The following is a 22,236-nucleotide window of genomic DNA, read 5'->3' on the forward strand; positions in this document are numbered from 1 at the left end:
GGCCGGCGCACGCCGGTCGCTCAGTGCCGGGTGAAGGCTCCCGCGCGCGTCGCCGCCAGGGCCGCCGCGGCCGCCTGGTCGGCGAGTTCGCCGTCGATCGGCTCCCGGGTGATGAAGAGGCGGAGCATCAGCGGTGCCGACACGGCCCGGACGAGCGCCCCCGCGTCCACGTCCGCCGCCGCCTCGCCGCGCGCCACGGCGCGCGCCACGACGGCCTCGCAGCGCGTGAACCGCTCCGCGTAGAAGGTGCGCAGGGCCTGCTCGGCGCGCTCGGACTGGAAGGCCGCCCCGATGAAGGCGGTGGGGGCGGCGGCCGCGGCTTCGTCGGTGAACGCGTCGACGACCTCGTGGGCGAGGGCGCGCAGATCGCCCTCCAGGCTCCCGGTGTCGGGCGGGGTCCAGGTGTCCTCGCCGGCCAGGTCGAGCGCGTCGGCGACCAGCCCTTCGAGGCTGCCCCAGCGGCGGTACAGCGTGGTCTTGTGGACGCCCGAGTGGTCGGCCACGTACTCGACGGTGAGGCCGGGGTAGCCGTGGTCGGCGAGTCCGCTGAGTACGGCGTCGCGGACGGCGGCGCGGGTGCGGGCCGTGCGGCCGCCGGGGCGGCGGGTGCCGGGGGGCGGGGTGGGTGGCGTGGACTCCGTCATGGTCAACAATCTATCGCTACAGCTGTTGCATTAGCGAGCCGGTCGTGTCAGACTCGTCGTAATGCGACTTGAGTTGCGTTTGACGGTGGGTCCAGTACGGATTCGGGGGTGCCCTTTGCCTACTCAGATCTCTTTGCACGGCGTGACCAAGGCCCGCGGTGAGCGGCTGCTGCTCGACGGGGTGTCGCTCGCGGTGCGCCCGGGCGAGCGCATCGGGGTGGTGGGGGAGAACGGCGCGGGGAAGTCGACGCTGCTGCACCTCCTTGCGGGTATGGAGCGGCCCGACGAGGGGGAGGTCGTGACCGTCGCCGAGGGCGGTTCGGGGCTGCTCGCGCAGACTCCGCAGCTCCCCGCCGACCGCCTCGTCAGTGACGCCATCGACACGGCCCTCGCCGAACTGCGCACCATGGAAGACGCGTTGCGCGCCCTGGAGGCGGGCCTGGGCACGGCCACCGAGCGGACCCTCGCGGAGTACGGGGACCTGCTCACGGCCTTCGAGCTGCGCGGCGGGTACGAGGCGGACGCGCGCGTGGACAAGGCCATGCACGGACTCGGCCTCGGACACATCGACAGGGACCGGGTCCTCGGCAGCCTCTCCGGCGGCGAGCAGGCCCGCCTCGGGCTCGCCTGCCTCATCGCCGCGGCCCCCGAGGTGATGTTCCTGGACGAGCCGACGAACCACCTGGACGAGGGCGCGCTCGACTGGCTCGAAGAGGCCCTCGTCGCCCACCACGGCACGGTGATCGCCGTCTCGCACGACCGCACGTTCCTGGAGCGCGTCGCCACCACGATCCTCGAGGTCGACGACGCCCGGCGCACCGTCGTGCGGTACGGCGGCGGCTACCCCACCCTGGTCGCCGAGCGGGCGGCGGCCCGGCGGCGCTGGGAGCAGGCGTACGCGGAGTGGTGCGAGGAGACGGCGCGGCTCGAGGAGTTCACGGTGACCACGGCCCACGCCGTCGCGGGCGGCCGTGGCATGAAGGACAACAACAAAATGGCGTACGACCGGGCGGGCGGCCGGGTGCAGGCGTCCGTCGCGGGCCGGGTGCGCAACGCCCAGGAGCGGCTGCGGCGCCTGCGGGAGCAGCCCGTTCCGCGTCCGCCCGTGCCGTTGCGCTTCGTGGCCCGGCCGGTGGCGGGGGCGGTCGAGGGGGAGCTGGTGTCCCTGCGGGACGTGCGCGTCGGGGACCGCCTGTCGGTGCCGGAGCTGACCGTGTCGGCGGGCGAGAAGCTGCTGATCCACGGGGGCAACGGAGCGGGCAAGTCGACCCTGCTGCGGACCATGACAGGACTGACGGAGCCGGACGAGGGCACGGTGGTCCGCCGCGGCCGCATCGGGCACCTGGCCCAGGAGATCGCGGTCAACCACCCTGCCGAGAGGGTCCTGGCCGCCTTCGGCAGGAGCCTCGCACTCACCGAGGAGGAGGCGGCCGAACTGCTGCTCTCGTACGGCCTCTTCCGGCCCCGCGACCTCCACGTGCCGGTGGGCTCCCTCTCCGCCGGGCAGCGCCGCAGGCTGGCCCTCGCCCGCCTCCTGGCCCGCCCCGCCGATCTGCTGCTGCTCGACGAGCCGGCCAACCACCTGGCGCTCGGCCTGGTCGAGGAGCTGGAGGACGCCCTCGAGCAGTGGACCGGCGCGCTCGTGGTCGTCTCCCACGACCGGTCGCTGCGGCGCCGCTTCACCGGGCGAATACGCCGGATGGAGTCGGGGCGGCTGCTCGACTGACCGGCCCGATGAGCCGACCTGTGCGGGGTCGATCTAGGGTTTTGGCATGGCACGACCGCGGCGGATCTTCCTTGTCCGGCACGGTGAGTCGGAGGGAAACGCCGACGACACCGTGTACGAGCGCGAGCCCGACCACGCCCTCGCGCTCACCGAGACGGGCTGGCGCCAGGCCGCCGAGACGGGCAAGCGGCTGCGCGAGGTGGTCGGCCGCGAGCGGGTCAGCGTGTACGTCTCGCCGTACCGGCGCACCCACGAGACGTTCCGGGCGCTGCGGCTCGACCCCGAGCAGGTGCGGATCAGGGAGGAGCCGCGGCTGCGCGAGCAGGACTGGGGCAACTGGCAGGACCGGGACGACGTCCGGCTTCAGAAGGCGTACCGGGACGCGTACGGGCACTTCTTCTACCGCTTCGCCCAGGGCGAGTCGGGAGCCGATGTGTACGACCGGGTCGGGGCGTTCCTGGAGAGCCTGTACCGCAGCTTCGAGGCCCCGGATCACCCACCGAACGTGCTGCTTGTGACCCATGGGCTGACGATGCGGCTGTTCTGCATGCGGTGGTTCCACTGGACGGTCGCCGACTTCGAGTCGCTGTCCAATCCGGGCAACGGGGAGATGCGGACGCTGCGGCTCGGGGAGGACGGCAAGTACAGCCTGGACCGGCCGTTCGAGCGCTGGCGTGAACCGGAGCCTTATGGGATCACCGGTTAGAGTGGCAGCGCGATGACCGCCGAATTCTCTTCCGACGCGTCCCGGGACCGCGCCCTGGCCAGCCTTCGCGGGCTCGCGGTGGGGGATGCGCTGGGCTCCCAGTTCTTCGTGCCCGCGCACTACCCGCTGCTCAAGCGCCGGGAGCTGCCGCCCGGGCCCTGGCCGTGGACCGACGACACCGAGATGGCCTCCTCCGTGCTGGCCGTCCTGGTGCGGTACGGGCGGATCGACCAGGACGCGCTCGCCCTGTCGTTCGCCGAGCACCAGCACACGGACCGCGGCTACGGCCCGGCCGTGGACCGGCTGCTCGGGCAGGTCAGGGAGGGCGGGGACTGGCGGGAGCTGGCCTCCGCGCTGTTCAAGGGACAGGGTTCGTGGGGGAACGGTGCCGCGATGCGGATCGCCCCGCTCGGTGCCTGGTACGCGCACGACCCGGAGCAGGCCACCCACCAGGCGGAGATCTCCGCCTATCCGACGCACCAGCACCGCGAGGCCGTCGTCGGAGCCATGGCGGTGGCCGCGGCGGCGGCGCTGGCCGCGGATCCGGCGGGACCGCCGAGTGCGACGGCGCTCCTGGACGGCGTCATCGCCCTGGTGCCGCGCAGTGCCGTCGGGGCCGGGCTGCGCAGGGCCCGGGACATGCTCGACTACGCCGACGCCGCGACGGTCGCCGCGGTCCTGGGCTGCGGCAGGCGCACCACGGCGCATGACACCGTGCCCTTCGCCCTGTGGTCGGCCGCGCGCGGTCTCGGCGACTTCGAGCAGGCGATCTGGGACACCGCGCGCGTGGGCGGGGACATGGACACGACCTGCGCGATCGTGGGCGGCGTGGTGGCCGCCGGCGCGGGCGGGGCGCCGCCCCAGGAGTGGCTGGACCACACCGAGCCGCTGCCCGACTGGGCCGCGGCCGGAGCCGCCTGAGAGGGAGGCCCCGCCGCTGAGCCCTCTCCGCGGCTGAGGCCCCCGCGCCCGGCTCGCTATAGGGCGCTGCCCGCCTTCCACCGGTCCCACGGCACGTTCCAGTCCCCGTATCCGTTACCGGGAGCCACCGTCTCCGTGGAACCGGTGACGCGTATGACGTCCCCGGGGATCACCTCACCGTAGAAGCGGCGTGCCGTGCCGTCCGTGGCGAGACCTATGCATCCGTGCGTGACGTTGTCGCGCCCCGCGTAGGTGTCGGCCTTCGGGTTCTGGTGGAGGTAGGTGCCGGACGTCGTCAGGTGGACCGCGTAGTCGTAGTAGTCCTTGTACGCGTCGCCGTAGCCGACGGTCCGTGAGTCCATGAGGACGCGGCGCTGCTTGTCGGAGACGACCATCGTGCCGTTCCAGGTGTCCATCCCCGGCGCGCCCGCCGTGACGGGGACGCGGCGGGTCGTCCCGGCCTTCACCACGGTCATGGTGTGGGTGCGCACGTCGACCGTGGCGACCAGGGAGCGGCCCACCGTGACGGTCGTGTCGATGGCCGAGCCCGCACGGACGGTGATCTTCGTGCCGGGCTTCCAGTAGGTCTTGGGGCGGTAGTCGATCCGCTGGCCGTCGTGGAGGTTGCGGTCCTTGACCCAACTCCAGGAGCCAGTGGTGCCGTTGTCCGTCGACACCTTCAGGCGCCGTTCCACCGCGGCGCGTTCGGACGCCGGTACGGGCCGGGCGAACGTCACCGACACCGGCATGCCGACGCCGACCGTCCGGCCGTCGGACAGGTTGATCTCGGCGCCCTCGCGCAGCGCTGCGGGCAGTGGCTTCGCGCGCGGGGTGGGCTTCTTCGCAGGGGCCGTCCCGGCGGGACGCTCGCCGGTGCCGCGGCCGTCGCTGCGGCCCGCGCTGCTCTCTCCGGCTCCCTCTCCGCCGCCCGCGCAGCCGGCGAGCAGCAGCGCGCAGAGGGCGGTCATGGCCGCCGCCCCTCTGGTCGCCTTGGTGTTCCTGATCAACAGAGCCCCCCTGGGTGATGTGTTTCGATGTACGCGACCTGTACGCATGCCGGGGGCGCCGGGTTGCATGCGTTTTCGAAGAATCAGAATCACGAGGGATCCGGTGGCCGGGATCCACGGGGGCGGTATGACGGAGGAGGAGTTCGACGCGTTCTACGCGTCGGCGTTCCCGCGCGTCGTCGGCCAGGTGTACGCCCTCACCGGGGACCACGGCCAGGCCCAGGACGTCGTCCAGGAAGCCTTCGTACGCGCCTGGGACCGGCGCCGCGACTTCCTTGCGAGCGAGGCCCCGGAGGCGTGGATCCGCACCGTCGCGATGCGGCTCGCGGTCAGCCACTGGCGGCGGGCCCGGCGGTGGCGGGAACTGGTGCGCCGCACCCCGCCGCCCGGTCACGCCCCGGGCCCCGACCCCGGGCACGTCGCGCTCGTCGCGGCGTTGCGTCGGCTCCCCGAGGCGCAGCGCCTCGCGATCGTGCTGCACCACCTGTGTGACCTCAGCGTGGAGCAGGTAGCCTCCGAGACCGGCGCGCCGGTCGGTACGGTCAAGGCCCGCCTCTCGCGCGGGCGGGGAGCCCTCGCCAAGCTGCTGTCGGCGGGCGAGACCGGCGTACTGGGCGGCAACGGCGAGAAGGAGGGCGACCGTGTCCGATGAACTGTCCTCCGCCCTGCGCGAGCTGGCCGAAAGCGGCCGGGCTCCCGCCCCCACGACGGGCGCGGAGGTCCGCCGCCGGGGCGTGTCCCGCAGGCGCCGTCGGCACGCCGCTGTGGCGGGTGGCAGCGCCGTCGTCGCCGCGGCCCTCGCGTTCGGTCTGACCACGGCCCTCGGCGGCGCGCGGTCCGAGCGGCGCCCGGCCCCGCCCGCCGCCTCGTCCGCTCCGGCCGCGCCGACCACCACCGTCGACCTCGGGCGGCGCACCCTGACCCTGGGAGGCCGGGCGCTGCCCGTGTCGTCGGGCCGCGCCGGCTACGTCACTGAGCCGGGCCGGATGACGGTCGTCGCCAAGCACCGCACGAAGCGGTTCACCGGCGAGACCGTCGGACTCGGCGGCGAGTACGACGTGACGCTCCCCTGGGTCCTCGAACTGCGCGGCCCGGGGGGCGCCACCCACTACATCGTCGCCCTGACGTACGCCGAGCAGGCGCCCGGCAGGCAGGACGTCACGCACGGCGTGATCGGCCTGCGCCGCTCCGATGCCAAGTGGCTGTACGGGCGGCTGAGTTCGGGCTCGGTGGTGACGGTCGAGGGTGCGGCGCCCGCTGCCACGCGCTGACACCCGCGCGGCTTGCGGGAGCTGCGGGTCTACAGGGCCGGGGCACCTCCGCCCGTGCCGCTGAGGGCCTCCATGTCGCTCTTGCGGACGCGGATGACGACGGCGGCCACCGCGAAGGCGACCACGGCCATGGCCGCTGCCGGGATGAAGGCCGTCGCGATGCCGTGGGCGAGGACCTCGTGGCCCCAGGGGGCGGGCAGTTGGTGGGTCTTGGCCAGTTCGGCCTTCTGCTCGGGGGTGGAGTGGGCCATGAAGTCCGGGAGTTGGTCCTTGGCCTCGTTCCGGCTCGCGGTGCCGAAGACCGTGGTCAGGATGGAGAGGCCGAGCGAACCGCCCACCTGCTGCGTCGTGTTGAGCAGGGCGGAGGCCGCGCCCGCCTCGTGCGGGGCGACGCCGGAGACCGCGGTCACGGTGAGGGTGACGAAGTTGAGGCCCATGCCGAAGCCGAAGATCAGCATGGGGCCGAGCACCCCGCCGACGTACGAACTGTCGGAGTCGATCAGGGACTGCCAGGCCAGGCCGATGGCGACGAGGATCGTGCCGCCCATCAGGAACGGCTTGGGGCCGAGCACCGGCAGCAGCCGCTGCGAGATGCCCGCGCCGAGCGCGATGACCACGGTGACGGGCAGGAAGGCCAGGCCGGCGCGGGTGGGGGAGTAGCCCAGCACGTTCTGCACGAACAGCACGATGTAGAAGAACATGCCGAACATCGCCGCGGCGAGGCTGATCATGATCACGTAGGTGCCGGAGCGGTTGCGGTCGGCGAACATGCGCAGCGGGGTGATCGGTTCCTTGGCGCGGTTCTCGATCAGCATGAAGGCGATGAGCAGGACGACCGCCGCGGCGAACGAGCCGAGGGTGAGCGAGTCCCGCCAGCCGTCGGACGCCGCCCTGATGAAGCCGTAGACGAGGGCGACCATGCCGAGCGTCGAGGTGAGGGCGCCCAGGAAGTCGAAGCGGCCGGGGTGGCGTTCGGACTCGCTGATGTAGCGCGGGGCGAGCGCCGCGATGAGGATGCCGATGGGGACGTTGACGAAGAGCACCCAGCGCCAGTTGAGCCAGTCCGTGAGCAGGCCGCCGGCCAGGAGTCCGATCGCGCCGCCGCCCGCGGAGACGGCCGCGAAGATGCCGAAGGCCCGGTTGCGTTCCGGGCCTTCGGGAAACGTGGTGGTGATCAGCGCGAGCGAGGTGGGTGACGCGATCGCGCCGCCGACGCCCTGGAGGACCCGCGCGGCGAGCAACTGCCAGGGCTCCTGGGCGAGTCCGCCGAGCAGCGAGGCGAGGGTGAAGAGCAGGATGCCGGCGATGAAGACCCGGCGGCGCCCGAGGATGTCCCCGGCCCGGCCGCCGAGCAGCAGCAGGCCGCCGAAGGTGAGGGTGTAGGCGCTGACCACCCAGGTCAGGTCGGTCGTGGAGAAGTTCAGTGCCGTCTGGATGTGCGGCAGGGCGATGTTCACGATGGTGGCGTCAAGGACGACCATCAACTGGCACGCGGCGATGACCGTCAGCGCGATGCCCGGGTGCGGTTTGCGGGAGGCCGCCCCCGGCGGGGTGGGCGCGGGTGACTGCGTCCGTATCTGATCATGCGTCACAAGAGGTCCCCCAGAGACTAAGTAGTGAACGTATCCGTTCACTACTCGGGACCATAGCGAGTGCCGCTTGGTGAACACAAGCGTTCCTTAAGGGAGTTGACGCCGCGAGGCGGTCTTGGGTTGAGAGCTCCGATGCCCGACCATCGCTAGAGCCGCCGTCGCCTGACATGCTGGTCGAGGGGGTGGTCGACCCTCGTTCGTTTCGCACGGAGGCGTAACCGTTTGCTGGCGCTGCCTCGATGCTCGATGGAGAGACAGAGATGGTTGGTTCGCGGTGGACGGCCGGTCCCGCTCGGTCGGCCGCGCTGCGCAAGCGCGGTCCGGTTCTGGAACGGGCGATCCTCGACGCCGCGCTGGAACAGCTCAGCACGGTCGGCTGGAGCGGCCTGACCATGGAGGGCGTGGCCGCCGGTGCGCACACGGGCAAGGCCGCCGTGTATCGCCGCTGGCCCTCCAAGGAGGACCTCGTGGTGGACGCGCTGCAGGCCGGACTGCCGAGGATGGACGGCGTGCCGGACTGCGGAAGTGTCCGGGAAGATCTTCTCGCGCTGTGCCGTCTGGTCCGCGAGGCGATGTTCTCGAGATCGGGATTCGCGCTGCGCGCGGTGCTTCACGAATGTGATCAGGCCACCGCCGAGCGTTTCCACGACGTGATCTTCGACGGGGTGATCCAGCCCGGAGTGGAACGGGTCAAGGAGGTTATCGGGCGAGGAATCGAGCGCGGAGACGTGCGTTCCGGAGCGCTGGATTCATATGTCTGTGACGTCATTCCGGCGATGCTGATGTACCGGACCAAGGTGTGCGGCAGTGAATGGGGAGACGAGGAATTCGGGGAGCTGATCGACCAGGTGATGATGCCGTTGCTCAGTCCATGACGCGGCGCGCGCGGACCTGGGTGTCGCGGGCGGCTCCGGGCGGCGTACGCTGTCTGGCGCCATGCCGTACGAAGCACCCACTCACCGCGTCGAGCGCTCCTTGCGCGCCACCACCGGAGCGAAGGTCGTCGCAGGTGTCGACGAAGTGGGACGCGGCGCCTGGGCCGGACCGGTCACGGTCTGCGCCGCGGTCACCGGACTGCGGCGCCCGCCCGAGGGGCTCACCGACTCCAAGCTGATCAGCCCGAAGCGGCGCACCTCGCTCGCCGAGGAGCTGGCCGGCTGGGTCACGGCGCACGCCCTGGGGCACGCCTCCCCGCAGGAGATCGACGACATGGGGATGACGGCCGCGCTGCGGCTCGCCGCGGTCCGCGCCCTGGAGGCGCTGCCGGTCCGTCCGGAGGCGGTCATCCTCGACGGGAAGCACGACTACCTGGGAACTCCCTGGCAGGTGCGTACGGTGATCAAGGGGGACCAGTCCTGCGTGGCCGTCGCCGCGGCCTCGGTGATCGCCAAGGTTCAGCGCGACAAAATGATGGCCGAACTGGGCATCGAACATGCAGACTTCGGTTTTGCGGCCAACGCCGGCTATCCGTCGCCGGTGCACAAGGCCGCGCTGGAGGAGCGGGGGCCCACCCCGCACCACCGGCTTTCGTGGGCGTATCTTGATGCGCTGCCCCAGTGGCGGCACCTCAAGAAGGCCCGCAGCTGGGCGGAGGGGACCGTTCCGGAAATCGAGGGCCAGCTCGGCTTTGAATTCTGACGTTCCCAGCAGTTCCGGTCGCACTCATGTGCCACCCGCCGACGCGTGTCGCATCGGCGTTTGATAGACAACACTTCATGCCTCTCATTCCCGAGGAGCCTCAGATTCACGAGAGTGCCCAGGGTCCCCGCGCCACTCCGGCCACCGGCCGCACCGCGCCGACCCCCCGCCCCGTACCCGGCCCGCGTCCCGCGGCTCCGCCGCGCCCCGGGCGTCCGGGTCCTGCCCGGCCGATACCGCCCGCGCAGCGCACGCCGCGCGAGCCGGCCGCCACGGCCGCCCAGCCGGGGCCGACCGCCCCGGACGGAAACGGTCCTTCTGTCGCTGCCGCTGCCGCTCCGGCTGCTCCAGCCGCTTCGGTTCCGCAGATCCAGCTGATCCCGGCCTCGGCCGAGGGTGCCCTCGACGCCGCCGAGGAAGCCGTCGACCTGCTGCTCGACTCGGGCCGCGCGCCCGGCGAGGTGCTCGTGATCACCACGGGTGACCCGCACCCGTGGGCCGCGCACGAGCTGAGCTTCGGCGAGTCCGCCTACTGGGCCCAGCACGACGCGGGCGACGACGTCTTCTACGCCGACGCCGCCGCCCTGCCTCGTGCCGCGTCCCGGCCGGTGGTCGTCGTCGCCGTCAACGGCGGCAGCGAGGAGCTCGCCGTCCGCGCGCTGCCCACGGCACTCGGCAAGGCGTCCGCCCTGCTGGTCGTGTGCGGTGATCCGCAGCGGATCAACTCCCTGCTGGGCGCGGGCGTCTGACGTCTTCCCGCGCGCGGTGTGTGCCGGGGCGCGTCGCGCGGTGCGTGACGCGTACGACGTCGGGCGTGACCCGACCGGTGGCCGGGCCCGCCGCACCGCGCGGCCGGGCTCGTCGGCATGCCCGCCCGCAGGACTGTCTGCGGGGAGCGGGCTCAGCGGGCCGCCGCGCGCCGCAGCAGGTCCGATGCCGCGCCTCCCGTACGAGGAGGCGGCGCATCGGGCTCGGACAGGGTGCCGGCCCGTGTGTCGGCGCTCGGCCTGCGGCCCCCGCGGCCCTCGCCGAGCACCTGCCACCCCTCGCGGGTCAGGGTGATGTAGGCGCCGCAGCGCAGCCCGTGCAGCGTGCAGGCGTCCCGCAGGCCCCACATCCAGGCCCCGTCCTCCGGCGTCCAACGGGCGTCCCCGTCACGGCAGTAGAGCAGCACCGCCGTCCGCACCGGGGTGCGCCGCCGCAGGTCGTGCGGGATCACCCGGCGCAGGCGCGCGAGCAGGGCGTTGCGGAACACCCAGCCGTCCACCGCGCTCGCCCGGTGCGCGAACGAGGCGCTCGCCATGAGGCGCTCCTCCGGGTCGAGCACGGCCACGATCGCGGTGGCCGGGGTCGGCAGGTGCCGGGTGTGGAGGCCGCTGACGACCTCACGGGGGTTGCGCAGCAAGGGAATTCCGGCCGCCGACCACTCCGCGGGCTCGAGCATCCGGGCCAGTCGGTTGGTGGAGTCGGCGGACCAGGTGGCTGAGGTCGGGGACGTCGGCGACGAGGCCGCCGGGGACGGGGTGAATCCGAAGGTCACGATCCTCCCTTCGGCTGCGCACCCGGGGCACAGGGCGCGAGGGGACTGGGGGAGCGCACCGCGGCACAGCCCTACCGGACCTCGGGGGAGCCGTACGGGAGCGGCTCCAATTCTTCCTGCCGTACTCGCCCTCGGCAACGAGCAATTGGGGCCCCGGGCCGGTATGTGTCCGTGCGCCGCGTATATCCCTGCCCAGGGTCGCCGTGATCGACGCGTGGCCCGTCCGGTACACACGTACTGCTGGCGACACCCCCCGTCACGCTCGGTGAGTTCGCCGATTGTCAGTGGCATCGGGTTGCATGGGGGCATGGACGATCTGGAGCTGCGGGCCGAAGCCGACGCCATCCTCGCCGAACTCGTCGGTGATCCCGGGGGGTCGGCGCGGCTGCGGGAGGACCAGTGGCAGGCGGTGGCGGCGCTGGTCGAGGAGCGTCGCCGGGCCCTGGTGGTGCAGCGCACCGGCTGGGGCAAGTCGGCGGTGTACTTCGTGGCGACGGCCCTGCTGCGCAGACGGGGCTCCGGGCCGACGGTGATCGTCTCACCGCTCCTCGCGCTGATGCGGAACCAGGTGGAGGCGGCCGAGCGGGCCGGCATCCGCGCCCGCACCATCAACTCGGCCAACCCCGAGGAGTGGGACACGATCTACGCGGAGGTGGAGCGCGGCGAGACCGATGTGCTCCTCGTCAGCCCCGAGCGCCTCAACTCGGTGGACTTCCGCGAGCAGTTGCTGCCCAAGCTCGCGGCCTCGGCTGGTCTCCTGGTGGTCGACGAGGCGCACTGCATCTCGGACTGGGGCCATGACTTCCGCCCCGACTACCGCAGGCTGCGGGCGATGCTCGCCGAGCTCGCCCCCGGCGTCCCGGTCCTGGCCACGACGGCGACGGCCAACGCGCGCGTGACGGCGGACGTGGCCGAGCAGCTGGGGACCGGCGCGGGTGAGGCCCTGGTGCTGCGCGGCCCGCTGGACCGGGAGAGCCTGCGCCTCGGCGTGGTCCAACTGCCGGACGCCGCGCACCGGCTCGGCTGGCTCGCCGAGCACCTGGGCGAGCTGCCGGGCTCCGGGATCATCTACACGCTCACCGTCGCCGCGGCCGAGGAGGCCACCGCCTACCTGCGCCAGCGCGGCTTCGCCGTGTCCTCGTACACGGGGCGCACGGAGAACGCGGACCGGCTGCAGGCCGAGGAGGACCTGCTCGCCAACCGCGTCAAGGCGCTGGTGGCGACGTCGGCGCTCGGCATGGGCTTCGACAAGCCGGACCTGGGCTTCGTGCTCCACCTCGGCTCGCCCTCGTCGCCGATCGCGTACTACCAGCAGGTGGGCCGCGCCGGGCGCGGTGTCGAGCACGCGGACGTACTGCTGCTGCCGGGCAAGGAGGACGAGGCGATCTGGCGGTACTTCGCCGACACCGCCTTCCCGCCCGAGGAGCAGGTCCGCCAGACGCTCGCGGCCCTGGCGGAGGCCGGGCGGCCGCTGTCCGTACCGGCCCTGGAGGCCGCGGTGGACCTGCGGCGCAGCCGCCTGGAGACCATGCTGAAGGTCCTGGACGTCGACGGCGCGGTCAAGCGGGTCAAGGGCGGCTGGGAGAGCACCGGGCAGCCGTGGGTGTACGAGACGGAGCGGTACGCGTGGGTGGCGCGGCAGCGCGCCGCCGAGCAGCAGGCCATGCGCGACTACGTGAGCACGTCCGGGTGCCGGATGGAGTTCCTGCGCCGCCAGCTCGACGACGAGGGCGCGGCCCCGTGCGGCCGGTGCGACAACTGCGCGGGTGCCTGGGCCGATGCGTCCGTCTCGGAGCAGACGCTGACGGCGGCGGTGAAGGAGCTGGACCGCCCCGGCGTCGAGGTGGAGCCGCGCCGGATGTGGCCGACGGGGATGCCCGCGCTCGGGATCAGCCTCAAGGGGCGCATCCCCGCCAAGGAGCAGTGCGCCACCGGGCGGGCCCTCGGGCGGCTCTCGGACATCGGCTGGGGCAACCGGCTGCGCCCGCTGCTCGCGGAGGGCGCGCCGGACGGGCCGGTGCCCGACGACGTGCTGCGGGCCGCCGTCGCGGTCCTCGCCGACTGGGCGCGCTCGCCCGGGGGTTGGGCGCCGGGCGCCGCGGAGGCCGGGCCGCGGCCGGTGGGGGTCGTCGCGGTGCCGTCGCTCGCGCGGCCGCAGCTGGTGGGTTCGCTGGCCGAGGGGATCGCGACGGTCGGTCGGCTGCCCTTCCTGGGCAGCCTCACGTACACGGGATCGGGCGGTGCGCACGCCACGCGCCGGAGCAACTCCGCGCAGCGGCTGCGGGAGTTGTCCGGCGCCTTCGCGGTCTCCGACGAGCTGGCCGCGGCCCTGGCGGCCGCCCCCGGCCCGGTCCTGCTCGTGGACGACTGCACGGACTCCGGCTGGACCCTCGCGGTCGCCGCCCGGCTGTTGCGGCAGGCGGGCAGCGACCAGGTCCTGCCGTTGGTCCTCGCCGCCGCGGGCTGAGGGGAGGATCGGGCCGGCGGCGGCTGGTCGGGGTCCGACCGGTCGGTCGGAGCCGACCGGTCAGGGGGGCGAGCGGCCAAGGGACGACCGGTCAACTGGTGAGCGGTCAGGGGCGGTTGGTCAGGTAGCCGCCCATGGCGGTGAAGTAGTCCGTCGCGGCCAGTTCCCGGCCGTCCTCGGTGCGGACGCGGGTGATGGCCAGGCCGTGGTTGCGGCCGGTGCGGGCGTCGGCGCCGGCGACGATCACCACGCCCTCGCCCTCGCGGTAGAAGATGCGGCCGGGCGTGCCGCCGTAGCGGCCCTGGGAGACCACCGCGGCCAGGACCTCGAGCCGCTTGCCCTTGTGGAAGGTGAAGGCGGCGGGGTACGGCTCGGACTGCGCGCGGACCAGGCGCTCGAGGTCGGCGGCCGGCCAGGCCCAGTCGATGCGGATGTCCTCCTCGGCCCGCTTGTGGAAGAAGGTCGCCTGCGAGCGGTCCTGGGGGGTGAAGTCCGTGTCCCCGGCGGCGATGCGGTCCAGGGCGCCGATGGTGACCGGGGCGATGAGGTCGACGGTCTTGTGGAAGAGGTCGGTCGCGGTGTCGGTCGGTCCGACCGCGACGGCCTCCTGGGAGACGATGTCACCTGCGTCGAGCTGGTCGTTCATCATGTGCGCGGTGACGCCCACTTCGGTCTCGCCGTTGATCAGGGCCCAGATCAGCGGGGAGAAGCCGGCGTACTTCGGCAGCAGCGCGTCGTGGACGTTCAGCGTGCCGTGGCGGGGCAGGCCGAAGATGTGCGGCGGGATCCACGTACGCCAGTTGTTCGCCACGATGATGTCCGGCTCGGCCTCCTTGAGGCGCTGGAACAGCTCGTCGTCGTCAGGGCGGTTGCGGATCACGACCGGGATGCCGTGGGCCTCGGCGAGGTCGGCGACGGAGTCGCTCCAGATCTTCTCGTACGCGTGCTCGCTCTTGGGGTGGGTCACGACCATGACCACGTCGTGCTCGGAGTCCAGGAGGGCTTGCAGGGTGCGGTGCCCCCAGGTCTGGTAACCGAACATGACGACCCGCATGGGGTTCCTCCTCAGAGCAGGGATTGAACGACGGCAAGTAAAGCAAGGCTTACCTTAGCTTGCAAAGGGGGCGTACCAGACCCGAGTTGGCGGCGCCCCGCTGTCGACAGTTCAATGAAATTAGCTTAGGCTCACCTAAGTTTTGTTTCTCGGGCGCCTGACAGGCGGCTTCCCCGCACGATGGGAGTGACATGTCACAGGTTCTTCCTGGCGACGCAGCACCGGTCCACGACCTCATTGGCATCGGCTTCGGGCCGTCCAATGTGGCCATGGCGATCGCGCTCCGCGAGCACAACGCGCGCGTCGGCAGGCAAGAGGCGGTCACCGCTCACTTCTTCGAGCAGCAGCCGCGCTTCGGCTGGCACCGTGGCATGCTCATCGACGACGCGACCATGCAGGTCTCCTTCCTCAAGGACCTGGTGACACAGCGGAATCCCACCAGTGAGTTCAGCTTCCTCTGCTACCTGAAGGACAGGGGGCGGCTGATCGACTTCATCAACCACAAGAACCTCTTCCCGCTGCGCGTGGAGTTCCACGACTACCTGGAGTGGGCCGCCGCCAAGGTCGACGACGTGGTCAGCTACGGCCACGAGGTCGTCGGCGTCACGCCCTACGTCCGCGACGGGGTCGTGGAGTACCTGGATGTGACGGTGCGCTCGGCGGAGGGGCTCGCGGTCCACCGGGCCCGCAACCTCGTCGTCGGCACCGGCCTGCGGCCCGCCGTGCCGGAGGGCGTGGAGCGCGGCGACCGCGTCTGGCACAACTCCGAACTGCTCACGCGGGTCGACGAGTTGGAGGGCACCTCGCCCTCGCGGTTCGTCGTCGTGGGCGCCGGGCAGAGCGCCGCCGAGAACGTCGCCTATCTGCACCGCCGCTTCCCCGAGGCCGAGGTCTGCGCGGTCTTCTCGCGCTACGGCTACAGCCCCGCCGACGACAGCAGCTTCGCCAACCGGATCTTCGACCCCGACGCGGTCGACGAGTACTTCGACGCTCCTGAGGACGTCAAGCGCCGGCTGATGGACTACCACGGCAACACCAACTACTCCGTGGTGGACATCGACCTGATCGACGACCTGTACCGGCAGGCGTACCAGGAGAAGGTCCTCGGCACCGAGCGCCTCCGCTTCCTCAACGTCTCCCGCCTCACCGACGTGAAGGAGGCCCCCGACGGGGTCCGTGCCACGGTGAAGTCGCTCGTCTCGGGCGAGGAGACCGCTCTGGACGCCGACGTCGTGGTGTTCGCCACCGGCTATGACTCCGCCGACCCCATCGGCATCCTCGGCGAGGTGGCCGACCGCTGCCCGCGCGACGACCAGGGCCGCGTCCAGGTCGAGCGCGACTACCGCATCGTGACCGAGTCCGAGCTGCGCTGCGGGATCTATCTGCAGGGCGGCACGGAGCACACGCACGGCATCACCTCGTCGCTGCTCTCCAACATCGCGATACGGGTCGGCGAGATCCTGGACTCGCTCCTGGAGCGCGGTGCGACGGGCGCCTCTGGTGAGTCCCGGACGGTCGCCGACGAGAGCGGCAGCGTCGTTCGCTAGCCCCTGCCCACCGCGCCCGGGCCCGGTGGATCAAAGGGATGATCAAAGGGATAACGTACGTCGACATGTCCGCGACTGCAGTTGAGCGATCCGTGCCGAGGGGTGCGACAGAAGCCCGTCGGCGCCGGGTCGTGGGTCTGGCCGCGCTGGTGGTGGTCCTGCTGATCGCCGGGGCGGCGTCACTGGCCGTCGGCGCGCGGGCGCTCAGCCCCGCCGAGGTGTGGCACGGGCTGTTCGCGGCGCCCCAGGACGACCAGCGGCTCACCGAGATCCGGCTCATCGTGCAGACCGTGCGGGTGCCCAGGACCGTGCTCGCGATCGTCGCGGGCATCGCCCTGGGCGTCGGCGGTGCGCTGATCCAGGGCTACACGCGCAACCCGATCGCGGACACCGGACTGCTGGGCGTGAACACCGGAGCCACCTTCGCCGTGGTGACGGCGGTCACCGTGTTCGGGCTCACCAACCCCTTCCAGTACGTCTGGTTCGCCTTCTTCGGGGCGGCAGTTGCCGGGGTCGTCGTGTTCGCCCTCGCCAGCATCGGCCGGGGCGCGGGCAATCCGCTGACGCTCGCCCTGGCCGGGCAGGGGATCGCGGTGTTCCTCCAGGCGATGACCACCGCCGTCTCGCTCTCGGACCAGAAGTCGCTGAACGCGGTGCGGCTCTGGAACGCGGGCACCGTGGCCGGGGTCAAGTTCGACGTCATCTGGCCGATCACCGCGTTCATCGCGGTCGGCCTCGTCCTTGCCGCCGTCACGCTGCCCGCCCTCAACCTGCTCAACCTCGGCGACGACGTGGCGCGGGGCCTCGGCGTGAACATCGCGCTGAGCCGGACCGTCGGCATCGCCGCCATCACGCTCCTCGCGGGCGCGGCGACGGCGGCCTGCGGCCCCATCGCGTTCCTCGGGCTGATGGTCGCCCACGTCGCCCGCTACCTGACCGGCCCCGACTACCGCTGGCTGGTGCCGTACGCGGGTCTGCTCGGCGCCGTCGTCCTGCTGGTCTGCGACATCGCGGGGCGACTGGTCGTGCGGCCGGGGGAGTTGGACGCGGGGGTCGTCGTGGCGCTGCTCGGCGCTCCGTTCTTCGCGGTGCTGGTGTGGCGCGGAAAGTTCAAGAGCGCATGAACAGGACAGCGGTGAACTCATCGGGGACAGCGGCGAAGCCGTCGGTGGCGGCGGGCGTGCGGTTCGGCGGCGTCTCCTTCGTATGGCGGCCGTGGTTCGCGTTCGCCACCCTCGCGCTGATGGCGGGGACCTTCCTGCTGTTCTGTCTGTCCGTCGGCGTCGGGGACTTCCCCATCAGCCTGTCCCGGGTGATCGCCACGATCTTCGGCAGGGGCGAGCAGGTCGACGAGTTCGTGATCATGGACCTGCGGATGCCGCGGGCCCTGGCCGGGCTGGTCGTGGGGATCGCGCTCGGGGTCTCCGGGGCGCTCACGCAGTCCATCGCGCGCAACCCCCTTGCCAGCCCGGACATTCTGGGCATCACCGGGGGCGCCAGCGTGGTCTCCGTGTTCCTGGTGACGGTCTCGGGCGGGGCCGCCGCGGCGGTCACCGACTCCGTGGGCCTGTCCGTCGCGGCGCTCGGCGGCGGTCTCTGCACCGGCCTGCTCGTGTACTTCCTGGCGTGGCGGCGCGGCGTCGACGGCCTCCGGCTCATCCTCATCGGCATCTCGGTGAGCGCCGTGATGGAGGCGCTCACGACCTGGCTGCTCGTCAAGGCCGACATCAAGGACGTGGCCCGGGCCCAGGCGTGGCTGGTCGGTTCGCTGGACAACCGCTCGTGGGACGAGGTCTGGGTGGCCTTCTGGGGCACGCTCGTCCTGCTGGCCGTCGTGGCCTGCGTCGCGTTCCAGTTCAAACCGATGCACTTCGGCGACGAGGTGGCCGCGGGACTCGGCGTGCGCTACTCGATGGTGCGCGCGGTGCTGCTGCTGTGCGCGGTCCTGCTCGCGGCGTTCGCGGTGAGCGCGGCGGGGCCCGTGCCGTTCGTCGCGCTGGTGGCGCCGCAGGTGGCGATGCGTCTGGTGCGGTACCCGACGCCGCCGTTGGTGGCCTCCGGCATGGTCGGGGCGCTGCTCCTGATCGGCTCCGACCTGGTCACGCGCACCGTGCTGCCGGCCGGTCTGCCCGTCGGCGTGGTCACCGCCGCGATCGGCGGACCGTTCCTGATCCTTCTGCTGGTGCGGGCGAACCTCAAATAGCCTGGTACAAAGGTGAGGCATGCCTAAATAGATGAGGGGGGCTTGTGGTCACTCAGTACATCACCGAGATCGAGTCCGAGGCCGGGGCCGACGACACCTCGCGGCTCTCCGCCCGGGGCGTCAGCGTCGGCTACGGCGGCCGGAGCGTCATCGACGGTCTCGACGTGTCGATCCCGCCCGGAGTGATCACGACCATCATCGGCCCCAACGGCTGCGGCAAATCGACCCTGTTGCGGACCCTGACGCGGCTGCTCAAGCCGAGCAGCGGCTCGGTCGTCCTCGACGGCCAGGACATCGTCAAGCTCAAGACCAAGGACGTGGCGAAGAAGCTGGGCCTGCTGCCGCAGGCGCCGGTCGCGCCGGAGGGCCTCACCGTGGCCGACCTGGTCGCCAGGGGCCGCCACCCGCACCAGAGCTGGCTGCGGCAGTGGTCCTCGGACGACGCCGACGTGGTGGAGCGGGCGCTCGCCATGACCGGGGTGGCCGATCTGGCCGACCGCCCGGTCGACTCGCTCTCCGGCGGTCAGCGCCAGCGCGTCTGGATCTCGATGACCCTCGCCCAGGGCACCGACCTGCTCCTCCTCGACGAGCCGACCACCTATCTGGACCTGGCGCACGCCATCGACGTGCTCGACCTGGTGGACGACCTGCACGAGTCGGGGTGCGCCGTGGTCATGGTGCTGCACGACCTCAACCTGGCCGTGCGCTACAGCGACAACCTCGTCGTGATGAAGGACGGCGCGGTCCTCGCGCAGGGGCACCCGCGCGACGTGGTCACCGCCGAGCTGCTGTACGAGGCGTTCGGCCTGCGCGCCAAGGTGATCGACGACCCGGTGGGCGACCGGCCGCTCATCGTGCCCATCGGCCGCACGCACGCCCAGCTCGCGTAGGCCCCGCGGCGACCGCGGTCCACCCCGCCCTCCCCGTAAAGGAATTGCCTGGTTAGGCTAGGCTAACCTCACTTCATCGGGTTAAGGTTTGGCTGCCCTGGCACCGGGGTGCAGCGGACAGCGCTAAAGCAAGGGAATCGGGATGCTTCTCCATCGAACGACGATCACGAAGCCGGGGCGGCGGCTCGCGGCGGTCCTGTCCGCCACGGCCCTCGGCGTCGGACTCCTCGCGGGATGCGGTTCCGACGACTCGTCGGACAAGGCGAGCGACAACGCCCCTGCCGCCGCCGGTCACTTCCCGGTCACCGTGGAGCACGCGTTCGGGACCACGAAGGTCGAGAAGGCCCCCCGGCGCGTCGTCACCGTCGGCTACACCGACGACCAGGCGGTCCTCGCGTTCGGCACCAAGCCGGTCGGCATGACCGACCAGTACCCGAACCCGTCGGGCAAGTCCCCCGACATCAACACCCAGTGGCCGTGGGTGAAGGACAAGTGGGGCAGCGCCAAGCCCGAGGTCATCATGAAGAACGGTGACTCCGGCCCCAACTACGAGAAGATCGCGGCGCTTCGGCCGGACCTGATCATCGCGGTCTACTCCGAGATCGACAAGGCCGCCTACGAGAAGCTCTCCCAGATCGCGCCGACGGTGGGCCGCACCAAGGCCGAGAAGGAGCCGTTCAGCGCTCCGTGGCAGGACAACACGCTGCACATCGCCAAGGCGCTCGGCCAGGCCGAGAAGGGCGAGAAGCTGGTCAAGGGCATCCAGTCCAAGCTCGACGCGGCCAAGAAGGCGCACCCGAAGTTCGGGAACCAGACCGCCGTCGCCCTGTCCTGGTACAAGAACTCCCTCGCCCCGTTCACCTCGACCGATGTGCGCGGACGCCTGGTGACGGGCATCGGCTACAAGTACCAGACCAAGATCGACAAGATCGCGGACGGCAACTTCTCCACCCAGCTCTCGCCCGAGCGCACCGACCTGGTCGACGTGGACCGCATCTTCGTCATCAACGACAAGGCGGACACCGAGGCGTTGAAGAAGGACAAGCTGTTCGGCAACCTGAAGGCGGTCAAGAAGGGCAACGTCTCGTACCTGCTGGACAGCGAGGGCCCCGCGGTCGGTGCCGCCATGTCCCAGGGCACCGCGCTCTCCCTGCCGTACGCGATCGACGAGCTCGTCAAGTCGGTCGACAAGAAGTGATGGACCGTCACCTGTACTGTTCCCGGCCCGACTTGGTTCTGGTGTGAGCACGACCGACAGCCCGCCCGCCCCGGTGACGCTGCGCACCGCGAGCGGGCGCGAGGCCACCCGGTGGGTCTCGGCGCACTGCCGTGACGTTCCCTGGCTGACCACCGCCACCGTGCTCTCCACGGTGGCCGGTGCGGCGCTCCAGGTGCTCCCGGTCCTCCTGCTCGGCCGGGTGGTCGACGGCGTGGCCGGGGGCGACTCCCGCTCGGGCCTGGTCGGCATCGGGGTGACGCTCGTGGCCGCCGCGCTGCTCGGCGCGGTGGCCACCGCCGTCTCCACGTATCTGATCGGGCGCCTCGGCGCGGATCTGCTCGCCCGGCTGCGCGAGGGCGCCGTCCGCGCGGTCCTCGGGATGCCGAGCGCGCGGGTCGAACAGGTCGGCCGGGGCGATGTGCTGTCCCGCGTCGGCGACGACGTGGCTGTGCTGTCCAAGGGCATCCGGACGGCCATCCCCACCGTGTTCTCGGCGGGCGTCCTCGTCTTCATCGCCACGGTCGGCATGTTCGGCCTCGACTGGCGGCTCGGCCTCGCGGGCGCCGGGGCCCTGCCCGCGTACGCGCTCGCGCTGCGCTGGTACCTGCCCCGGTCCGCGCCGCTCTACCGCAAGCAGCGGGTGGCCCAGGCCGACCGGGCGCAGGCGCTGATCAGCGGCCTCGACGGCATCGACACGGTCCGGGCGTACCGCCTGGAGGAGTCCGTGCGCGAGGAGGTCACGCGCGAGTCGTGGCGGGTGCGCGATCTCGGGGTCGACGTGTTCCGGTTCTTCGGCCGGTTCGTCGGCCGGGAGAACCGGGCCGAGTTCATCGGTCTCGTCCTCATCCTGGTGGTGGGGTACGCCCTGTTGGAGGCCGACGCCGCCACGCTGGGCGAGGTGTCGGCGGCGCCGCTGATGTTCCACCGTCTCTTCACCCCGCTCGGCGCCATCATGTTCACCTTCGACGAGGCGCAGAAGTCGGGCGCGAGCCTGACCCGGCTCGTCGGGGTGCTCGGGGAGGCCGAGGAGGGCCGCCTCGTGGGTGACGCCGCCGCCGGGGCGGGGGAGGGCACGTCGTACGCGGTGGCGGTGGAGGGGCTGACGTTCAGTTATCCCGACACCGAACAGCCGGTCCTGCGGGACGTCAACGTGTCCATCCCGGCGGGTGGTTCGCTCGCCCTGGTGGGAGCTACGGGCGCGGGCAAGACGACCCTCGCCGCGCTGATCGCCGGTATCGGGAGCCCGCAGGAGGGCTCCGTCCGCATCGGGCCGCACGACCTCGCCGGTCTCGACGAGGCCGGGGCGCGGGCCCTGGTGAGCATCCTGACGCAGGAGACGCATGTGTTCTCCGGCTCGCTCGCCGAGGACCTGCGGCTCGCCGCGCCGGGGGCGAGCGACGCCGAACTGCTCGGCGCGCTGCGCGTCGTGGGCGCCGACGGATGGGTGGAGGCGCTGCCCGAGGGCCTGGACACCCTGGTCGGCGAGGGCGGCGAGCGCCTGGACTCGACCAAGGTCGCCCATGTCGCCCTGGCCCGGCTCGTGTTGGGCCGGGCGCCGGTGGTGGTGCTCGACGAGTCGACCGCGGAGGCGGGCAGCGAGGGCGCCGCCCAGCTGGAGCGTGCCGTCCTGGCCGCGTGCGCGGGCCGGACCACGCTGTTCGTGGCGCACCGGCTGACCCAGGCGATGGCGGCGGACCGGATCGCCGTGCTTGACGCGGGGCGCGTGGTGGAGCTGGGCACGCACGACGAGTTGGTGGCCCTGGGGGGCCGGTACGCCGAACTGTGGCGGGCCTGGCGCGAGGGTAGTTAGG

General features: G+C 72.0%; 20 protein-coding genes. 15 read left to right on the forward strand and 5 right to left on the reverse strand.

Annotation, left to right across the window (positions count from 1 at the left end):
• Positions 1-20 precede the first annotated feature (20 nt).
• Positions 21-644 (reverse strand): TetR/AcrR family transcriptional regulator, encoded by a 624-nt coding sequence (locus ACQB60_RS38840; RefSeq protein ID WP_496930795.1) that lies wholly within the window; start codon positions 642-644, stop codon positions 21-23.
• A 115-nt stretch (positions 645-759) separates the two neighbouring features.
• On the opposite strand from ACQB60_RS38840, the gene ACQB60_RS38845 reads away from it, so the two are divergent.
• The 3 genes from ACQB60_RS38845 to ACQB60_RS38855 are packed head-to-tail and all read left to right on the forward strand — an operon-like array spanning position 760 to position 3,997.
• Positions 760-2,370 carry an ABC-F family ATP-binding cassette domain-containing protein gene (locus ACQB60_RS38845; RefSeq protein WP_496930796.1) on the forward strand — a complete coding sequence of 537 codons (1,611 nt, stop codon included), beginning with the start codon at positions 760-762 and terminating at the stop codon, positions 2,368-2,370.
• Positions 2,371-2,416: 46 nt separating this feature from the next.
• Positions 2,417-3,076 (forward strand): histidine phosphatase family protein, encoded by a 660-nt coding sequence (locus ACQB60_RS38850; RefSeq protein WP_496930797.1) that lies wholly within the window; start codon positions 2,417-2,419, stop codon positions 3,074-3,076.
• A gap of 12 nt (positions 3,077-3,088) precedes the next feature.
• Positions 3,089-3,997, forward strand: coding sequence for an ADP-ribosylglycohydrolase family protein (locus tag ACQB60_RS38855; RefSeq protein ID WP_496930798.1), 909 nt, complete (start codon positions 3,089-3,091; stop codon positions 3,995-3,997).
• Between the two features lie 56 nt (positions 3,998-4,053).
• Here ACQB60_RS38855 and ACQB60_RS38860 read toward each other — a convergent pair whose 3' ends face one another.
• A complete protein-coding gene (locus ACQB60_RS38860) occupies positions 4,054-4,965 on the reverse strand; it encodes a L,D-transpeptidase (protein WP_496930799.1) in 912 nt (303 codons plus the stop codon).
• Between the two features lie 166 nt (positions 4,966-5,131).
• On the opposite strand from ACQB60_RS38860, the gene ACQB60_RS38865 reads away from it, so the two are divergent.
• Entirely contained in the window at positions 5,132-5,656 is a 525-nt protein-coding gene (locus tag ACQB60_RS38865; protein ID WP_496930800.1) for a SigE family RNA polymerase sigma factor, read from the forward strand.
• Positions 5,646-6,275 carry a L,D-transpeptidase gene (locus ACQB60_RS38870; protein ID WP_496930801.1) on the forward strand — a complete coding sequence of 210 codons (630 nt, stop codon included), beginning with the start codon at positions 5,646-5,648 and terminating at the stop codon, positions 6,273-6,275. The genes ACQB60_RS38865 and ACQB60_RS38870 overlap by 11 nt, the downstream gene beginning before the upstream one ends.
• A 29-nt stretch (positions 6,276-6,304) precedes the next feature.
• On the opposite strand, the gene ACQB60_RS38875 is transcribed toward ACQB60_RS38870, so the two are convergent.
• On the reverse strand, positions 6,305-7,867 hold the full coding sequence (locus ACQB60_RS38875) for an MFS transporter (RefSeq protein WP_496930802.1): 1,563 nt from the start codon (positions 7,865-7,867) through the stop codon (positions 6,305-6,307).
• Between the two features lie 260 nt (positions 7,868-8,127).
• Here ACQB60_RS38875 and ACQB60_RS38880 point away from each other — a divergent pair, with 260 nt between their 5' ends.
• The 3 genes from ACQB60_RS38880 to ACQB60_RS38890 all read left to right on the forward strand — a co-directional run bounded on the left by ACQB60_RS38880 (position 8,128) and on the right by ACQB60_RS38890 (position 10,254).
• Positions 8,128-8,742: a TetR/AcrR family transcriptional regulator gene (locus ACQB60_RS38880; protein ID WP_496930849.1), complete on the forward strand. Its 615-nt coding sequence runs from the start codon at positions 8,128-8,130 to the stop codon at positions 8,740-8,742.
• Between the two features lie 61 nt (positions 8,743-8,803).
• Positions 8,804-9,505: a ribonuclease HII gene (gene rnhB, locus ACQB60_RS38885; protein WP_496930803.1), complete on the forward strand. Its 702-nt coding sequence runs from the start codon at positions 8,804-8,806 to the stop codon at positions 9,503-9,505.
• 77 nt (positions 9,506-9,582) lie between these two features.
• The gene (locus ACQB60_RS38890; RefSeq protein WP_496930804.1) at positions 9,583-10,254 is read left to right on the forward strand and encodes a hypothetical protein; all 672 of its coding nucleotides are present in this window, start codon (positions 9,583-9,585) and stop codon (positions 10,252-10,254) included.
• Between the two features lie 152 nt (positions 10,255-10,406).
• On the opposite strand, the gene ACQB60_RS38895 is transcribed toward ACQB60_RS38890, so the two are convergent.
• The gene (locus tag ACQB60_RS38895; RefSeq protein WP_496930805.1) at positions 10,407-11,045 is read right to left on the reverse strand and encodes a hypothetical protein; all 639 of its coding nucleotides are present in this window, start codon (positions 11,043-11,045) and stop codon (positions 10,407-10,409) included.
• A 307-nt stretch (positions 11,046-11,352) separates the two neighbouring features.
• On the opposite strand from ACQB60_RS38895, the gene ACQB60_RS38900 reads away from it, so the two are divergent.
• Positions 11,353-13,512, forward strand: a complete 2,160-nt coding sequence (locus tag ACQB60_RS38900; protein WP_496930806.1) for a RecQ family ATP-dependent DNA helicase — start codon at positions 11,353-11,355, stop codon at positions 13,510-13,512.
• A gap of 106 nt (positions 13,513-13,618) precedes the next feature.
• Here ACQB60_RS38900 and ACQB60_RS38905 read toward each other — a convergent pair whose 3' ends face one another.
• Positions 13,619-14,566: a methionyl-tRNA formyltransferase gene (locus ACQB60_RS38905; RefSeq protein ID WP_496930807.1), complete on the reverse strand. Its 948-nt coding sequence runs from the start codon at positions 14,564-14,566 to the stop codon at positions 13,619-13,621.
• A 191-nt stretch (positions 14,567-14,757) separates the two neighbouring features.
• Between ACQB60_RS38905 and ACQB60_RS38910 the strand changes: the two genes are divergently transcribed.
• From ACQB60_RS38910 to ACQB60_RS38935, 6 genes are all read left to right on the forward strand, one after another.
• Complete coding sequence (locus ACQB60_RS38910; RefSeq protein WP_496930808.1) at positions 14,758-16,113, forward strand: lysine N(6)-hydroxylase/L-ornithine N(5)-oxygenase family protein; 1,356 nt, start codon at positions 14,758-14,760, stop codon at positions 16,111-16,113.
• 65 nt (positions 16,114-16,178) lie between these two features.
• Positions 16,179-17,237: a FecCD family ABC transporter permease gene (locus ACQB60_RS38915; RefSeq protein ID WP_496930809.1), complete on the forward strand. Its 1,059-nt coding sequence runs from the start codon at positions 16,179-16,181 to the stop codon at positions 17,235-17,237.
• Positions 17,234-18,316 (forward strand): FecCD family ABC transporter permease, encoded by a 1,083-nt coding sequence (locus ACQB60_RS38920; RefSeq protein WP_496930810.1) that lies wholly within the window; start codon positions 17,234-17,236, stop codon positions 18,314-18,316. The genes ACQB60_RS38915 and ACQB60_RS38920 overlap by 4 nt, the downstream gene beginning before the upstream one ends.
• 44 nt (positions 18,317-18,360) lie before the next feature.
• On the forward strand, positions 18,361-19,206 hold the full coding sequence (locus ACQB60_RS38925; protein ID WP_384838604.1) for an ABC transporter ATP-binding protein: 846 nt from the start codon (positions 18,361-18,363) through the stop codon (positions 19,204-19,206).
• A 142-nt stretch (positions 19,207-19,348) separates the two neighbouring features.
• Positions 19,349-20,404 carry an iron-siderophore ABC transporter substrate-binding protein gene (locus ACQB60_RS38930; protein WP_496930811.1) on the forward strand — a complete coding sequence of 352 codons (1,056 nt, stop codon included), beginning with the start codon at positions 19,349-19,351 and terminating at the stop codon, positions 20,402-20,404.
• A 43-nt stretch (positions 20,405-20,447) separates the two neighbouring features.
• The gene (locus tag ACQB60_RS38935; protein WP_496930812.1) at positions 20,448-22,235 is read left to right on the forward strand and encodes an ABC transporter ATP-binding protein; all 1,788 of its coding nucleotides are present in this window, start codon (positions 20,448-20,450) and stop codon (positions 22,233-22,235) included.
• Position 22,236 lies beyond the last annotated feature (1 nt).

This window comes from Streptomyces odontotermitis, assembly GCF_050510915.1.
GTDB lineage: Bacteria > Actinomycetota > Actinomycetes > Streptomycetales > Streptomycetaceae > Streptomyces.

Bases quoted from the DNA above. Each gene is read 5' to 3' on its own strand.
- ACQB60_RS38910 (WP_496930808.1), top strand. From the start codon at position 14,758: ATGTCACAGGTTCTTCCTGGCGACGCAGCACCGGTCCACGACCTCATT.
- ACQB60_RS38860 (WP_496930799.1), bottom strand. From the start codon at position 4,965: ATGACCGCCCTCTGCGCGCTGCTGCTCGCCGGCTGCGCGGGCGGCGGA.
- ACQB60_RS38855 (WP_496930798.1), top strand. From the start codon at position 3,089: ATGACCGCCGAATTCTCTTCCGACGCGTCCCGGGACCGCGCCCTGGCC.
- ACQB60_RS38865 (WP_496930800.1), top strand. From the start codon at position 5,132: ATGACGGAGGAGGAGTTCGACGCGTTCTACGCGTCGGCGTTCCCGCGC.
- ACQB60_RS38890 (WP_496930804.1), top strand. From the start codon at position 9,583: ATGCCTCTCATTCCCGAGGAGCCTCAGATTCACGAGAGTGCCCAGGGT.
- ACQB60_RS38840 (WP_496930795.1), bottom strand. From the start codon at position 644: ATGACGGAGTCCACGCCACCCACCCCGCCCCCCGGCACCCGCCGCCCC.
- rnhB (WP_496930803.1), top strand. From the start codon at position 8,804: ATGCCGTACGAAGCACCCACTCACCGCGTCGAGCGCTCCTTGCGCGCC.
- ACQB60_RS38880 (WP_496930849.1), top strand. From the start codon at position 8,128: ATGGTTGGTTCGCGGTGGACGGCCGGTCCCGCTCGGTCGGCCGCGCTG.
- ACQB60_RS38915 (WP_496930809.1), top strand. From the start codon at position 16,179: ATGTCCGCGACTGCAGTTGAGCGATCCGTGCCGAGGGGTGCGACAGAA.
- ACQB60_RS38900 (WP_496930806.1), top strand. From the start codon at position 11,353: ATGGACGATCTGGAGCTGCGGGCCGAAGCCGACGCCATCCTCGCCGAA.
- ACQB60_RS38905 (WP_496930807.1), bottom strand. From the start codon at position 14,566: ATGCGGGTCGTCATGTTCGGTTACCAGACCTGGGGGCACCGCACCCTG.
- ACQB60_RS38920 (WP_496930810.1), top strand. From the start codon at position 17,234: ATGAACAGGACAGCGGTGAACTCATCGGGGACAGCGGCGAAGCCGTCG.
- ACQB60_RS38850 (WP_496930797.1), top strand. From the start codon at position 2,417: ATGGCACGACCGCGGCGGATCTTCCTTGTCCGGCACGGTGAGTCGGAG.
- ACQB60_RS38930 (WP_496930811.1), top strand. From the start codon at position 19,349: ATGCTTCTCCATCGAACGACGATCACGAAGCCGGGGCGGCGGCTCGCG.